The sequence below is a fragment of the Rhizobium terrae genome (assembly GCF_003425685.1).
Taxonomy (GTDB): domain Bacteria; phylum Pseudomonadota; class Alphaproteobacteria; order Rhizobiales; family Rhizobiaceae; genus Neorhizobium; species Neorhizobium terrae.
Map to the genome: position 1 here is coordinate 344,213 of NZ_QJKM01000003.1, position 15,269 is coordinate 359,481.

A 15,269-nucleotide genomic window follows, 5' to 3' on the forward strand; every position below is an offset into this window, starting at 1 on the left:
TTTAGGGCGCCATGCCGCCAAAAGGTTGGAGGATCAGCATGACGGATAAAAGCGCAAATCTGGTAATCGGTGACAAAAAAGTCGATCTGCCGATCAAGTCGGGCTCCATCGGCCCCGACGTGGTCGACATCGGCGCCCTCTACAAACATACCGGCACCTTCACCTACGACCCGGGCTTCACCTCGACGGCGTCTTGCGAATCCAAGATCACCTATATCGACGGCGACGAAGGCATTCTTCTGCATCGCGGCTATCCGATCGAACAGCTTGCCGAGCAGGGCGACTTTCTGGAAACCTGCTACCTGCTTCTCTACGGAGAATTGCCGACCGCTGCCCAGAAGAAGGATTTCGACTATCGCGTGACCCACCACACGATGGTGCATGAGCAGATGAGCCGTTTCTTCACCGGCTTCCGCCGCGACGCCCATCCGATGGCCGTCATGTGCGGCTGCGTCGGCGCGCTTTCGGCCTTCTATCACGACTCGACCGACATCACCGATCCGCACCAGCGCATGGTCGCTTCGCTGCGCATGATCGCCAAGATGCCGACGCTTGCGGCGATGGCCTACAAATACCATATCGGCCAGCCCTTCGTTTACCCGCAGAACAACCTGGACTATGCGTCGAACTTCCTGCGCATGTGCTTTGCCGTTCCGTGCGAAGACTATGTGGTCAACCCGGTTCTGTCGCGCGCCATGGACCGCATCTTCATCCTGCATGCCGACCACGAGCAGAACGCCTCGACCTCGACTGTCCGCCTCGCCGGTTCCTCGGGCGCCAACCCGTTCGCCTGCATCGCGGCCGGCATTGCCTGCCTCTGGGGCCCGGCTCACGGCGGCGCCAACGAAGCGGCGCTCAACATGCTGATGGAAATCGGCACGGTCGACAAAATCCCGGAATACATCGCCCGCGCCAAGGACAAGAACGACCCGTTCCGTCTGATGGGCTTCGGTCACCGCGTCTACAAGAACTACGATCCGCGCGCCAAGATCATGCAGAAGACCACGCATGAAGTTCTCGGCGAACTCGGCCACAAGGACGATCCGCTGCTGCAGGTCGCCATGGAACTGGAGCGCATCGCGCTGACCGATGAATATTTCATCGAAAAGAAGCTCTATCCGAACATCGACTTCTATTCGGGCATCACGCTGAAGGCGATGGGCTTCCCCACCACCATGTTCACCGTGCTCTTCGCTCTCGCCCGCACCGTGGGCTGGATCGCCCAATGGGCCGAAATGATCGAAGATCCGCAGCAACGCATTGGCCGCCCGCGCCAGCTCTATACCGGCGAACCGCAGCGCGACTACGTGCCGATTTCCAAGCGCTGATTACAGCCAGCGGATTTCAGTCCGTTTAACTGCCGAATGAACACCCGCAACTCGATTGCGGGTGTTTTGCATTGTGCTCTATCCTGCCGCCAACGGGAGGAGCGTGGAATGACGGACTGGAAAGCCTACCAGCAACGCACGGCCGATGGCAGGCCTCGCGAGACGCTGGAGCGGGCGCTGAAGCTGTTTGAAAAACCGGGCTTGGCCATCGATCTCGGATGCGGGGCCGGCCGCGATACACGGGCACTTCTTCAAAGCGGTTTCCACGTCACGGCGCTTGACGGCGAGACTTCAGCCCTAGTCAAGCTGCGGCAGCAACTGCCCGAAGAAGCACGTGAACGATTGACCATCGTCCGCGACACGTTCGAGACCATGAATCTTGCAAAAGCGGACCTCATCAATGCCAGCTATTGCCTGCCCTTCGTCGATCCTGCGAGGGCCGAGGTGGTCTGGAAAAACATCGAGAACGCGCTGCCGCGGGGCGGCGTGTTTTCCGGGCAGTTCTTCGGTGTCAACGACGACTGGGCGACAAGCGGGCTCTGGATCCTGGCAAGGGCCAAGCTGGAGGAGATGCTGTCGACATGGGAGGTGGTCTGGTGCAGGGAGGAAGACACTCAGGGCATGACGGCGATGGGCGCCGAAAAGCACTGGCACGTATACCATGTCGTCTGCCGCCGTCCCTGAAGGCGAACGTTCCGGTCAGCGGGATTTCTTCTCATCCAGAAGCCGGAGAACGATCCCCGCGGCCGCTTCGCCGGGCGGCACCGGAACCTGCAGCCTCTGCCAGGTCAGATCGAAGCCTTCCATTATCGCGCGCCGTTGCGTGGTGTCGGACGACAATCTTTCCGCCCAGCGGCAGAGGCTGCCAGGCCGCACCACCTCATTGACGTATTCCGGCACCACGGCGTAATCGGCGATGAGGTTGGGAAGCGCGCCCGACCACGTCTTGATGCGTTTGGCCAGCATGGTGATCAGCCAGTCGGTCTTGTAGGCGGAAACGACCGGGATGCCCGCAAGGCCAAGTTCGAGGATCACCGTGCCGGATGCGGCGATCGCGGCATCCGCTTCCGCAAAGGCCGCCCATTTCTCTTGCGTGTCCGCGGTGATTTCGGGCTGGATCGGAAGTGCCGCTGCAAGTTCACGGACCATGGCCTCCCGGCGGGGCACCGTCGGCAGCAGGAAACGGGTGGGACCGTTGCGAGACGCGAATTCACGGGCCGCCTCGCCGAAGACCGGCAGAAGCGCCTTGATCTCGGCAGAGCGCGAGCCGGGCAGGAGCAGGATGGTTTTCTGCTCGTCCTTCGCCTTTACCGGCCGCTCGGCCCGAATGGCCCTGACCTTCAGCAAGGATGGGTCGTCGGTCAGGCGGTGGCCGACGAAGGTGGTCTCGGGGCCGCCCAGGCGCCTCATGGCCTCCGGCTCGAAGGGCAGCACCGCCAGCACATGGTCGATATAACCGAGCATGGCCTTGGCGCGATATTCCTTCCAGGCCCAGACGCTCGGGCAGACGTAATCGACAATCGATAGATCGGGCAGTGCGGCACGCACTTTCCTGGCGACGCGATGGGTGAAATCGGGGCTGTCGATGATGACCAGCACGTCCGGCTTCGCCGCGACGATCGCCGCGGCGGTCTGGTTGATCCGCCGGATCAAGTTCGGCAGGCGCGCGAGCACCTGGGTCAGCCCCATGATCGAAAGCTCCGAAAAGTCGAAGAGCGACTTCAGGCCCTGTGCTTCGAGAGATTCGCCGCCGACGCCGACGAGTTCGACCGGGCCATCGTGGGCCTCCTTCAGGGCCGCAATCAGATCGCCGCCCAGGAGGTCACCGGAAACTTCGCCGGCGATGACGCCGACCTTCAGGGTCTTGACCATCACAATCCTCACAATCCTCCCGGGGACAGGCCCGGATCGATGCCGCAGACGAACAGGCCGGCGGCGTCGGCCACGGCGATCATCCTTGCCTCTTCCAGCACCAGCGCACGTCCGGCTTCTATCGCAATACCGGCAAGTCCCGCCTTGATGGCGTTCTCCACCGTCGAGGGGCCGATGGTCGGCAGATCGGCGCGCATATCCTGCTGCGGTTTGCAGAGCTTGACCAGCACGCCCTTGCGGCGGGCCGAAATGCGGCCTTCGGCGCGCAGAGCAGCTACGCGCTCCAGCATCCGGTCAGTCCCCTCCACGCCTTCAAGGGCCACGACGCGACCGCCGACGCTGACGGCTCCCTGGCCGATATCCAACTCGCCGAGACGACGGGCAGCCTCGACCGCCTTCTCGATATCGCGGCGATCGTCCTGCGACGGCTGATGAGCGCCAAGCGGCCCGGTTCTCGCCAGAAGCCCCGCCACGATCTCGTGGGCGCCGAGCACCTTGCAACCCATTCCCTCGATGAGCTTGATCACCATCTGCAGGACGGAATCGTCGCCGCCGGAAAGAAGCGTGCGGACAACCGAGGGAATTTTCAGGATGGTGCGGAAGGTCGGATGGATGTCGCGCCAATCGGGGCGGCGGGCGACGCCGCCGGAGAGGATGACACGGGTCACGCCCTTTTCGCGAAACAGGCGCTCGATGGCGGCAAGATCGCCGACCCCGACGGAGACCATCTCGAAGTCTTCAAAGCTTTGATCGGCCTCGTTCGCGAGCGCGACGACGAGAGGCATTTCGCCGGTTTCCCGTGCAGCTCTCGCGACATGCAGCGGCAGAAAGCCCTTCCCGGCGATGATCGCCAGCCGGCCCTTCGGCGCAAGGCTCGGGAGGCCGGCCATGACGGCTCAGCCCTTGCCGCGGAACGGCGAGGAAATGGCGCGATCGCTGTCGGCGGCGATGAAGTCGAGGATCTCGATCACTTCCCTGCAATCCGTATACTCATCGCGAATGGCCGCCGCATTGGCGCGGATGTTACCCTCGCCCTCGAAAATCTGCTTGAAGGCGCGGCGCACCACATGGATCGTCGAACGTTCGATGCCGGCGCGCGTCATGCCGACGACGTTCAGTCCGCCGAGAATGCCGGGATTGCCGTTCAGCATGCCATAGGGAATGACGTCGTAATTGACGGCCGTCAGCCCCCCGATGAAGGCCTGCCGGCCGATGCGCGTGAACTGGTGCACGGCGCAACCGCCACCCAGAATGGCGCGATCGGCGACATACACGTGACCCGCCAGCATGACATTGTTGGACATGATGATGTCGTTGCCGAGCTGGCAGTCATGCGCGACATGTGAATTGGCGAGGAAAAGGCAATTGTTGCCCACCACCGTCCTGCCGCCGCCGCCGACCGTGCCGCAATTCATCGTGACGCCTTCGCGCATGACGCAATTATCGCCGACCGTCAGGCTGGAATTTTCACCCGCCTCGTGAAGGCTCTGGGAAACGCCACCGATCACCGCCATCGGAAAAATCCTGCCGTTGCGGCCGATCTCCGTATTGCCGGTAACAACAGCGTGCGAAATCAGCTCGACGCCATCCTTCAGCACAACGCGCGGCCCCACATGCGAGAACGGCCCAACGACAACATTCTCGCCGATCACGGCGCCGTCCTCCACCACCGCCAATGGGTGGATGCGCGCACTGGCCGCGATTTTGCTCATTCTTCGCCCTTACGCATCATCGCGCCGATATCGGCTTCGGCCACGAGAACGCCATCGACCTTGGCATCACAGTGAAACTTCCAGATATTGCCGCGCTGCTTTTGCTTGACGACGTGATATTCGACGCGATCACCCGGCACGACCGGCTTGCGGAAGCGGGCATTGTCGATCGTCATGAAATAGACGAGATAACCGCCCTCGCCTTCCTTGCGGGCACAGATGGCGCCGGCCGTCTGGGCCATACCTTCCACCAGCAGCACACCGGGCATGATCGGCCGTTCCGGAAAATGGCCGGTGAAATGCGGCTCGCTGGCAGTCACATTCTTGATGCCGATCGCGGAATTGTCGCCGTCAATCTCGATGATCTTGTCGACCAGCAAAAACGGATAGCGATGCGGCAGCAGCTTCATGATTTCCTGAATGTCGGCCGCACCGAGCACCGGCTTGGTCTCATCAGTCATTTTTCTTCTCTCCTCTGCGCTTTTCACGCTCGTCGGAATGCGCCATCTTTTCCGCCATTTCCCGCAGAAAATCCTTCATCGGACGAGCCGGTATGCCGCCATAAACCACGCCGGGGGGAACGCTCCCGACAACTCCGCTGAACGCGGCAAGCTGTGCACCATCGCCGATCGAGATATGCCCGTTGATCGCCGCGGCTCCACCAATCAATACGCCATTGCCCACTGTCGTGGAACCGGCAATGCCGACGCCTGCCGCAATGCCGCAATGCCGGCCTATGCGGACGTTATGGGCGATCTGCACCTGATTGTCGATCTTCGTTCCTTCGCCGATGACCGTATCGTCCATCGCACCCCGGTCGATCGTCGTGTTGGCGCCGATCTCGACATTGTCCTGGATGATGACGCGTCCGACTTGCACGATCTTCAGCATGCCTCTCGGGCCTGGCGCAAATCCGAAACCGTCCTGCCCGACGCGCGCGCCATTATGGATGATCACGCCATTGCCGATCAGCGCCGCAACGATGCTGGCACCGGCGGCGATGGCGCAGTCGCGGCCAATCTTGACGTCAGCGCCGATGACGCTGCCCGCGCCGATGCGGGTGCCGCTGCCGATCTCCGCCCGCGCGCCGATCACCGCCATGGGTTCGACCTCGACGCCGGGCTCGAGCCGCGCCGTCGGATCCACGAAAGCGGCTGGGGAAATTCCCGTCGCGGACGTTACCGGAGACGGACGCATGGCGAGCGGATGCAGAAGCGCACCAGCCAAAGCAAAGGCCGCATGCGGCGCCTTCGTCAGCAGAACGGGAATATGATCCGGGATCATGCTGCTGACCGCGGGCTCGCAGATGATCGCCGATGCGCGGCAGGTTGCCAGCTCATGCCGGCTCTTGCGGGACAGGATATAGCAGACCTGCCCTTCGACCGCCCGCGAAACGGGTGCCACCGACCGGATCATCCGTCCGCCGGCGCTCTCGTCCAACAGCTCTGCCCCAAGATGGGCGGCCAACTCACGCAGGCTCACGCCACCATGGGGCGGAAAGAATTCATTGTGGTTCATAGGCCAAGCTCCAGAACAGATTTCCGCCCGGCCAGCGGGCGGAATGATCAGAACTGGTTCGCCATGCTGAACCGGAATTCCTGGGTTTCGTCGAAGTCTTCCTTCACGACCGGATGAGCGTAGTCGAAGCGGATGTTGCCGAACGGCGAGGCCCACATGATGCCTGCGCCGACCGAGGCACGCCACGACATGCCCGTGCCCTGAACCGCACTGGTGCCGGTATTGACGTCGTTGCCGTAAAGCGTACCGGCATCGGCGAAGAAAGCCGCACGCAGGCCGAAGTCTTCCGGGAAGGCCGGCATCGGCATGGAGACTTCAGCCGAGGCGGTGAAATATGTCGTGCCGCCGAGCGAATCCCCGTGAGCAACTGTCCTCGGGCCGATACCATTGTTTTCGAAGCCGCGAATCTGGCGGCCGCCGATGGTGAACTGATCGAAGACATGCAGGTTGTCGCCCGTCGAGACGACATGGCCGGCACCGACAGCAACCGAACCGACCAAATCCGCTTCCGTCGAAAGGAGATGGAAATAACGGGCGCGGCCGGAGATCTTGTAATAGTCCGAGTCGCCGCCAAGGCCGGCATATTCATGCGTGATCGTCGCATAGATGCCTTCGCGCGGCAGCGTCTGGCTGTCGAGCGTATTGTAGGTAAGCGTCTGCGAGATCGACGACTGGACGAACTTGCCCTCGTTGACCATCGAGACATATGGATAGGAGAGGTTGTCGTCGGCCGTGAACGGCAAGCCGTCGGTACCGTAGGCACCATCGTTCTCGTATTTGATTTCCTTGTAGGTATAGCGGAACGTCGTCGCCAGATCCTCGGTGATCGGCGCGGTTACGCGCAGAGTGACGCCCTGCTCCTCGTAGTCATAATAGGAATTCGAAGAGGTCGTGCTCTTGAAGAGGTCGAAACCGGCCGCAAGGCGATAACCCAGGAAATACGGTTCGGTGAACGACAGGTTGTAGCTGCGCGCCTCTTCGAGACCGCCGCCGACCGCCACACGGATGAACTGGCCGCGGCCGAGGAAGTTCTTCTCTTCGATCGAGGCTTCGAGCAGGAAGCCATCGCCGCCTGCGGAGTAACCGGCGCCGATACCGAACGAGCCGGTCGACTGGTCCTCCACATCGACGATCACCACGACGCGGTCAGGAGCGCTGCCCTGTGCGGTCGAAATGTTGACGGTGGTGAAATAACCGAGAGCTTCCAGGCGGCGCTTGGCGCGCGAGATCATTTCCTGGTTGAAGGCATCGCCTTCGCTAAAGTCGAATTCGCGGCGGATGACGTAGTCGCGCGTGCGGGTGTTGCCGCGTACCTCGATGCGCTCGACATAAGCGCGCTCGCCCTGATCGACGAGATAGGAAACGCCGATCGTGTGATTGCCCATGTTGCGGTCGCCGCGCGGGGTCACGCGCGCAAACGGATAACCGGCTGCCGCGACACGCTTGGAAATCGCTTCCATCGACCTCTGGATTTCGCGGGCATTGTAGGTGTTGCCCTGGCGGGTCTCCACGAGGCCCTTCAAGTCGTCGCCGCTGATGCCCTCCACGGTGGATTCGACCGCGATCGGACCATATTCGTAGTGCTGACCTTCCTCGACGGTGAAGGTGATATTGTACTTGTTGGCCGCCTCATCAAGCACGGCATTCGAGGAAATCACCCGGAAGTCCGGATAGCCGTGGTTGTAGTAGAACTGACGCAGCGCATCCTCGTCGGCACGCAGCTTGTCCTCGCTGTAGACGTCCTTGCGGGTCAGGAAGGAGAGCGGGCCGGATTCCTTGGTGATGATGACCGACTTCAGGCGACCGTCGCCATAGGCCTGATTGCCGACGAAATCGATATCGGCAATCTTCGTGCGATCCCCTTCATTGACGACGAAGGCGAGATTGACGCGACCCTGGCCGACAGGCGCCGTCTGGGTGGTGATCTCGACATCGGCGCGGCCGATCGCGCGATAGGCTTCGCGCAGGCGCTCGATATCGGCATTGATCATCGTCTGGCTGTAGGGGCCGAGCGGCTGGGTCTGCACAACGGCAGCCAGCTTCTCGTCGGTGATCTTGCGGTTGCCGTTGAACACGACCTGGTTGACGAGCTGGTTCTCGCTCACCGTCACGACCAGAGTGCTGCCGGAAACAGCGATCTTCACATCGGAGAAATAGCCCGTCGCATAGAGCTTGCGGACGGATTCATCGATATCGGTGTTGGAAAAGCTGACACCCGGGCGGATGGTCAGATTGGAACGAACAGCTTCCTCGCCTGCCCGCTGAGCGCCGCGAACCTGAACATTCCGGATCACTGCCGCCTCGGCAGACGGTGCGGAAGCAAGCACCAGAACACCTGCGCCCGAAGCAACAACACTAGCAGACAGCGCAACCGCCGACACTGCGTTCAAAAACTTTGAACCAGCCTTCATTTCAATTCTTACCTTTTCCCGTTGTCCCTCGGCGGGCGGAACCCGACTCCGGCCACGTGTGTGGTTTTACCTTCTTTTGCCCTACAAGCAAGCTATTGCGTTAATTTCTATTTACTTCCTTCATAGCCGTGGCCCAACGGCCACGCAACTGTTGGAAACATGGTGAATAAACGGTTTCTTTTGCGATTTGAAGGGGATCAGCCGATCAGATTGCTGATATCGTTGAAGGTGGCGAAAACCATCAGGCTCAGAACCATCGCAAGCCCGATCCGAAAGGCGATTTCCTGCGCGCCGGCGCCGAGCGGACGGCCGCGCACCGCCTCGATGGCATAAAAGACAAGATGACCGCCGTCCAATACCGGCACAGGCATGAGGTTCAAAAGCCCGATCGAGACCGACAGAACGGCGGCGAGCTGGACGACCGCGGCAAAGCCGAGCGTCGCCATCTGGCCCGAAGCCTGGGCCACCCGCACCGGCCCGCCGAGCTGGTCGGCCTTCATGCGGCCGGTGACCAGATTTCCGATATAGCGGAACGTCCCGGTGACGATATGGCCGGTCTCAACGACACCTTCGCCGATCGCCTGCAGCGGCGTGAAGGTCTCGACGCGGAAATTGCCGCGCTGCTCGTTGGTGACGATGCCGATCAGGCCGAGTTCGACCTTGTTGCCGAACTGGTCGGTGATTTCGGACCGCTTCGGAACCATCGGCAGGTCGATATCCTTGCCGTCACGTTCGACCGTGACGATGATCTGCGTCTCGGGCCGGATGCTGACGTAACGGCGCACGTCATCGAACGTGCGGATGCGCGAGCCATCAAGCGCCACCAACCGGTCGCCGGGCTGGACGCCTGCTGCCAGGGCGGCGCTATTGGGCTGCACTTCGGCAACGACCGGATCGGCCACCACCTTGCCGTAGACGGTGAAAAGGACTGCGAAGATCGCGATCGCGAGAAGGAAGTTGGCGATCGGCCCGGCGGCAACGGTGGCCGCCCTTTTCCACAGCTTTGCACCCGCCAGCGTCTGCGCCTTCTCTTCCTCGCTCATGCCCTGGAGGCCGCTTGCATCCGGCAGGCTCGCCACGTCGTCGTCACCGTAAAACTTGACGTAGCCGCCGAGCGGGATGGCGGACAGCTTCCAGCGCGTGCCGTGGCTGTCGGTGACGCCGACAAGTTCGGGACCGAAGCCCACCGAAAAGGCGGTGACGCGGATGCCGCACCAGCGGCCGACGAGATAGTGGCCCATCTCGTGCACGAAGACGAGCAGCGACAGGACCAAGATGAAGGGGATGATATAGCCGGTAAGGAAGCTGAAGATGGCCATCAAGGTTTCCGTTTCAACATGACATCGGCCGCAAGCAAACCTCAGAACCCGAAAAGGAAGCCTGCTACCGTCGTATCGAGATGGCCAGTCGCGGCCGCATGCACAAGCGTCAGTAGAAACGCTGCGAAACAGGCGAAAACGAGGCCGTCGACCCGATCCATGACGCCGCCATGGCCGGGAATGAGGTGGCTCGAATCCTTCACGCCGAAGCGGCGCTTGATAAAGGATTCGAAAAGGTCACCGATCTGGCTCGCCACGGACAAAAGGAATGCGATCGCCACGGTCCAGAAAGACAGGCGCGAAAAGACCCCGAGCGTCAGCGCGGAACTCGCGACCACGCCCGCGACCGTGCCACCGATCGCGCCGGACCACGTCTTGCCGGGAGAGATCCTCGGAGCGAGTTTTGGCCCCTTGAGCGCCCGGCCGACGAAATAGGCGAGGATATCGGTCGCCCAGACTACTGCGAAGATGAAGAGAGTAGCCACCAGGCCGGCCTGATCCTCGCCGCGGATCGCCGGAAGCGAGATCGCGCTCAGGCCCGCATAGAAAATGCCTCCCGGCAGCCATCCGTTCGCCTTTCGAAGCAGCATCAGGAGAACGGCGGTGATCGTCGATCCCCCGAGGATCGGCACGGCAAAGCTGCCGTCACCAAGCACGATATCGGCTGCGATCAACGCGACGACCAGCCAGCCGAAGGCGTTCGTGCGAAAGTTCCGCTCGGCCAGGCGGGTGATCGTCGACCATTCGTAATAGATCAGCAGGCCCATCAGGGCGGCGACGAGACGGAACCAGAAACCGCCGTACCACGTCGCGGCCAGCACGACGATCGCCAGTACGATGGCGGAGAGGATGCGGCGCTTCAGCTCCCCGCTCATCAACCGCCCACCGCGGCCGTCTTGCTCGACAGGCCGCCGAAACGCCGGTCGCGTGAGGCAAAGACCCGCAGTGCGTCGTGGAAGAGTTTTCGGTCGAAGTCCGGCCAATATTCCGGAAGGAAGACCAGTTCCGAATAAGCCGCCTGCCAGAGCAGGAAGTTGGAAAGCCGCTCCTCGCCGCTGGTGCGGATGATCAGTTCCGGATCGGGAATGCCGGCGGTGTCCAGGCTGCGGCTGATCCGGTCGATATCGATATCCGAAGCCTTGAGCACGCCTGCCTCGACCTCGCGGGCGAGTTTCGCCACGGCGCGGGCGATCTCGTTCCTTGCACCGTAGTTGAAGGCGATCACCAGAGTGAGCGCGGTGTTGAACCGCGTCGTCTCCTCCGCCTCCACGAGCAGCGGCAGGATGTCGCCGCGCAGGTTCTCACGCTCGCCGATGACCCGGATACGCACGTTCTCCCGATGCAGTTCCGCCAGGTCGCGACGGATGAATCGACGAAGCAGGCCGAGAAGATCGCTGACCTCGCTTTCCGGCCGGCTCCAGTTTTCAGAAGAAAACGCGAAAAGCGTCAGGTATTTGACACCGGCTTCGCCGGCGGCCCGCACCGTTTCCCGAACCGCCTCGACCCCCTTGCTGTGACCGACCGTGCGCGGCAGCCCACGCTTGTTGGCCCAGCGGCCGTTGCCATCCATGATGATGGCAACGTGTTGAGGAATGATCGGAAGTTCCGGATTCGCCATATTTTATGCGGTTCCTTTGGCGGCTAAGATCTGGCCGAAGCAGGTGTTCTTTTTACTTTAGACCTGCATGATTTCCTTTTCTTTGTCCGCAAGCAAGCGGTCGACTTCGGAAATCGTATCGTCCGTCATCTTCTGCACCTTTTCCGATTGCGCGCGGCTGTCGTCCTGACCGATTACGCCGTCCTTTTCGGCCTTTTTCAGGCCGTCCATGCCGTCGCGGCGCACATGGCGGACCGCCACCTTGGCTTTTTCGGCATAATCATGGGCAACCTTGACCAGCGACTTGCGACGCTCCTCGTTGAGTTCGGGCAGCGGAATGCGAAGGTTCTGGCCATCGACAATCGGATTGAGGCCGAGATGTGATTCGCGGATGGCGGTATCGACGGCCCGTACCATCGACTTGTCCCAGACCGAAACCGACAACATGCGCGGCTCCGGCACAGAGATGTTGGCGACCTGATTGAGGGGCACGCGCGAGCCATAGGCTTCGACCATCACCGGATCGAGAACGTTGGCCGAGGCGCGGCCGGTGCGCAGCGAGGCGATGTCGCTCTTGAAGGCGCCGATGGCGCCGTCCATGCGGCGCTTGATGTCGTTGAGATCGATTCCACTCATCCGTCTACTCCCGTATTGTTGGTGCGGCCGGCCAACAGGCCGCGCCTCAGTTGTCGGCTACGATGGTCTTGAGACCGCCGCCGGTCAAGATTTGTGCGAAGCCACCCTTCTCATGGATGGAGAAAACGATGATCGGGATCGCATTCTCGCGGGCAAGCGCGACCGCCGCCACGTCCATGACGGCAAGTCCCTTATCGAGGACTTCGCTATGCGTCAGCGTGTCGAAACGGGTGGCCTTCGGATCCTTCTTGGGGTCGGCGGAATAGATACCGTCCACCTGGGTTCCCTTGAAGATCGCTTCCGCACCGATTTCGGCGGCGCGCAGGGCCGCGGCCGAATCGGTGGTGAAAAATGGATTGCCGGTGCCGCCCGCAAAGATCACCACCCTGCCCTGCGCCAGGTGATGCAGCGCCTGGCGCTGCGAAAAGCTCTCGCAGATTTCCGGCATGGAGATCGCCGAAAGGACGACCGTGTCGATGTTCAATTTGCGCAGCGAGGTCGCCAGCGCCAGCGCGTTGATGACGGTGCCGAGCATGCCCATGTGGTCGCCGGTCACGCGGTCACCACCCTTCGAAGCGACGGCGACGCCGCGGAAGATGTTGCCGCCGCCGACCACCACGCCGACATCGACGCCCATGGCGCGCGCCTCGGCAATGTCCGAGGCGATCCGGTCGGCGACCGCGACGTCAATGCCGAACCCCTGGCCCCCCATCAGTGCCTCGCCGGAGGCCTTGAGCAAGACGCGCTTGTAGATTGGCTTGGGCGACATGGGAACTCCTTGAGATCGAAACTGCATTCTGATGGGCAAACGGGTTGCCGATACACGAAGGGCACCGGCTTGTCACCCGGTGCCCCGCTGCTTTTTAATCGCTTTAGATAATGAATATCCGCACTGAACCCGCGAAGGATCAGCCCTTGGCAACCGCTGCGACTTCTGCCGCGAAATCGGTTTCTTCCTTCTCGACGCCGTCGCCGAGCAGAAGGCGCGCCATGCCGGTGACTTCGATCGAGGCGCCGGCGAGCTTTTCGGCATCCTTGACGGCCTGACCGACGGTCAGCTCCGGATTGACGACGAAAGCCTGCGACAGAAGGGCGACTTCTTCGAAGAACTTGCGCATGCGGCCGTCGACCATCTTCTCGATGATGTTGTCCGGCTTGCCGGAAGCGCGGGACTGCTCGATGAAGACATTGCGCTCACGCTCGGCGACGGCCGGATCGACTTCCTCGGCGCGGATGGCGAGCGGGTTGGTGGCAGCGATGTGCATGGCGACCTGACGGCCGATCGAGGAGAGGACTTCCTTGTCGCCGACCGACTTCAGGGCAACCAGGACGCCGAGCTTGCCGATGCCGTCGCCGGCGGCGTTGTGGACATAGGTCGCAACCACGCCGTGCTCGACCTGGAGCATGGCTGCACGACGCAGCGTCATGTTCTCGCCGATCGTGGCGATGGCATCCTTGATCGTGTCCGCGACCGGCTTGCCGGATGCGGGATAGGTCGCCGCAGCGATCGCCTCGACGGTGCCGTCGGTCGAAAGCGCGACGTTCGCGACACCGCGGACGAGGTCCTGGAAAGCATCGTTACGGGCGACGAAATCCGTTTCCGAATTGATTTCGACAACGACGGCCTTGTGGCCGGCGGCGGCGATGCCGATCAGGCCTTCGGCTGCGGTGCGGCCGGACTTCTTGTCGGCCTTGGCGATGCCCTTGGCGCGCAGCCAGTCGATCGCTGCTTCGATGTCGCCATTGGTTTCGGCGAGCGCCTTCTTGCAGTCCATCATGCCTGCGCCGGACTTTTCGCGCAGTTCCTTAACCAGTGCAGCGGTGATTTCAGCCATTTTCGTGCCTCTTATCGGTTCATTTGGCGTGTCGCCGGAAAAACATCGGCAGACTCAAGGTTTTGGGGACGAATGTACCCGGAAGTATGACAGCGTGATGAAGGACATCACGACGGCGACTGCCTCGACGACGGAGCAAAGCTTGCTTTTACGTCCGGCGGAGACGATCGCCTGAAACGACGAAGGCCAGGGATATTGGTATCTCTGGCCTCTGTCGCATTTCAAAGCGGAGCGGCCAAGCCGCCCTTACAGGCAGCCTCAGGCTTCTGCTTCGCCTTCGAGGGCCGGCTCGATCGGGGCTTCGGCGGAAGCGCCGAGGTCGCGGCCCGAAGCGCCCTGCTGGCGGGCGATGCCGTCGATGGCGGCGCGGGCGATCAGGTCGGTGTAGAGAGCGATGGCGCGCGAGGCGTCGTCGTTGCCCGGGATCGGGTAGTCGATCAGGTCCGGATCGCAGTTCGAGTCGATGATCGCGACGACCGGGATGCCCAGGCGCTTGGCTTCGTCGATGGCGATCTTTTCCTTGTTGGTGTCGATGATGAACATCAGGTCCGGGGTGCCGCCCATGTCGCGGATACCGCCGAGGGCCTTTTCAAGCTTCTCGCGTTCGCGCTCGAGGTTCAGGCGCTCCTTCTTGGAGTAGCCGGACTGTTCCGAACCGAGGATCTCGTCGAGCTTGCGCAGGCGCTGGATCGAGTTCGAAATGGTCTTCCAGTTGGTCATCATGCCGCCGAGCCAGCGGGAGTTGACGTAATACTGGGCCGAACGCTTCGCCGAATCGGCGATCAGTTCGGAAGCCTGGCGCTTGGTGCCGACGAAGAGTACGCGGCCGCCGCGGGCGACGGTGTCGGACACGACCTGCAGGGCGCGCGACAGCATCGGAACGGTCTGAGCCAGGTCGATGATGTGGATGTTGTTACGATCGCCGAAGATGTACGGCTTCATCTTCGGGTTCCAGCGATGAGTCTGGTGGCCGAAGTGAACACCAGCTTCCAGAAGCTGGCGCATGCTGAAATCAGGCAATGCCATGCCTTTTTCTCCTTT

15 protein-coding genes are annotated in these 15,269 nt (G+C 61.9%); 2 read left to right on the plus strand and 13 right to left on the minus strand.

The window, feature by feature from the left end:
• Window positions 1–38: 38 nt before the first annotated feature.
• Window positions 39–1,328: a citrate synthase gene (gltA, locus tag DMO26_RS07240; RefSeq protein ID WP_117191347.1), complete on the plus strand. Its 1,290-nt coding sequence runs from the start codon at window positions 39–41 to the stop codon at window positions 1,326–1,328.
• A gap of 108 nt (window positions 1,329–1,436) precedes the next feature.
• Window positions 1,437–2,012, plus strand: a complete 576-nt coding sequence (locus DMO26_RS07245) for a class I SAM-dependent methyltransferase (protein ID WP_162894753.1) — start codon at window positions 1,437–1,439, stop codon at window positions 2,010–2,012.
• Between the two features lie 15 nt (window positions 2,013–2,027).
• On the opposite strand, the gene lpxB is transcribed toward DMO26_RS07245, so the two are convergent.
• The 13 genes from lpxB to rpsB form a co-directional block, all read right to left on the minus strand.
• Window positions 2,028–3,200 carry a lipid-A-disaccharide synthase gene (gene lpxB, locus DMO26_RS07250; RefSeq protein ID WP_117191349.1) on the minus strand — a complete coding sequence of 391 codons (1,173 nt, stop codon included), beginning with the start codon at window positions 3,198–3,200 and terminating at the stop codon, window positions 2,028–2,030.
• A gap of 8 nt (window positions 3,201–3,208) precedes the next feature.
• On the minus strand, window positions 3,209–4,090 hold the full coding sequence (locus tag DMO26_RS07255) for an LpxI family protein (protein ID WP_117191350.1): 882 nt from the start codon (window positions 4,088–4,090) through the stop codon (window positions 3,209–3,211).
• 6 nt (window positions 4,091–4,096) lie between these two features.
• Window positions 4,097–4,912: an acyl-ACP--UDP-N-acetylglucosamine O-acyltransferase gene (gene lpxA, locus DMO26_RS07260; RefSeq protein ID WP_117191351.1), complete on the minus strand. Its 816-nt coding sequence runs from the start codon at window positions 4,910–4,912 to the stop codon at window positions 4,097–4,099.
• Complete coding sequence (fabZ, locus tag DMO26_RS07265) at window positions 4,909–5,373, minus strand: 3-hydroxyacyl-ACP dehydratase FabZ (RefSeq protein WP_117191352.1); 465 nt, start codon at window positions 5,371–5,373, stop codon at window positions 4,909–4,911. Before fabZ ends, lpxA begins: the two co-directional genes overlap by 4 nt.
• The gene (lpxD, locus tag DMO26_RS07270) at window positions 5,366–6,430 is read right to left on the minus strand and encodes a UDP-3-O-(3-hydroxymyristoyl)glucosamine N-acyltransferase (protein WP_117191353.1); all 1,065 of its coding nucleotides are present in this window, start codon (window positions 6,428–6,430) and stop codon (window positions 5,366–5,368) included. Before lpxD ends, fabZ begins: the two co-directional genes overlap by 8 nt.
• Window positions 6,431–6,477: 47 nt before the next feature.
• Window positions 6,478–8,841, minus strand: coding sequence for an outer membrane protein assembly factor BamA (gene bamA / locus DMO26_RS07275; RefSeq protein ID WP_117191354.1), 2,364 nt, complete (start codon window positions 8,839–8,841; stop codon window positions 6,478–6,480).
• A 197-nt stretch (window positions 8,842–9,038) separates the two neighbouring features.
• Complete coding sequence (gene rseP / locus DMO26_RS07280; RefSeq protein WP_117191355.1) at window positions 9,039–10,160, minus strand: RIP metalloprotease RseP; 1,122 nt, start codon at window positions 10,158–10,160, stop codon at window positions 9,039–9,041.
• Window positions 10,161–10,201: 41 nt separating this feature from the next.
• Window positions 10,202–11,035, minus strand: a complete 834-nt coding sequence (locus DMO26_RS07285) for a phosphatidate cytidylyltransferase (RefSeq protein ID WP_117191356.1) — start codon at window positions 11,033–11,035, stop codon at window positions 10,202–10,204.
• Window positions 11,035–11,778, minus strand: a complete 744-nt coding sequence (locus tag DMO26_RS07290; RefSeq protein WP_117191357.1) for an isoprenyl transferase — start codon at window positions 11,776–11,778, stop codon at window positions 11,035–11,037. Before DMO26_RS07290 ends, DMO26_RS07285 begins: the two co-directional genes overlap by 1 nt.
• A 57-nt stretch (window positions 11,779–11,835) precedes the next feature.
• Complete coding sequence (gene frr, locus DMO26_RS07295) at window positions 11,836–12,393, minus strand: ribosome recycling factor (RefSeq protein ID WP_117191358.1); 558 nt, start codon at window positions 12,391–12,393, stop codon at window positions 11,836–11,838.
• A 46-nt stretch (window positions 12,394–12,439) separates the two neighbouring features.
• The gene (gene pyrH, locus DMO26_RS07300; protein ID WP_117191359.1) at window positions 12,440–13,162 is read right to left on the minus strand and encodes a UMP kinase; all 723 of its coding nucleotides are present in this window, start codon (window positions 13,160–13,162) and stop codon (window positions 12,440–12,442) included.
• Between the two features lie 139 nt (window positions 13,163–13,301).
• Window positions 13,302–14,228, minus strand: a complete 927-nt coding sequence (tsf, locus tag DMO26_RS07305) for a translation elongation factor Ts (RefSeq protein ID WP_117191360.1) — start codon at window positions 14,226–14,228, stop codon at window positions 13,302–13,304.
• A 258-nt stretch (window positions 14,229–14,486) separates the two neighbouring features.
• Window positions 14,487–15,254 carry a 30S ribosomal protein S2 gene (gene rpsB, locus DMO26_RS07310; protein ID WP_117191361.1) on the minus strand — a complete coding sequence of 256 codons (768 nt, stop codon included), beginning with the start codon at window positions 15,252–15,254 and terminating at the stop codon, window positions 14,487–14,489.
• Window positions 15,255–15,269: the final 15 nt, after the last annotated feature.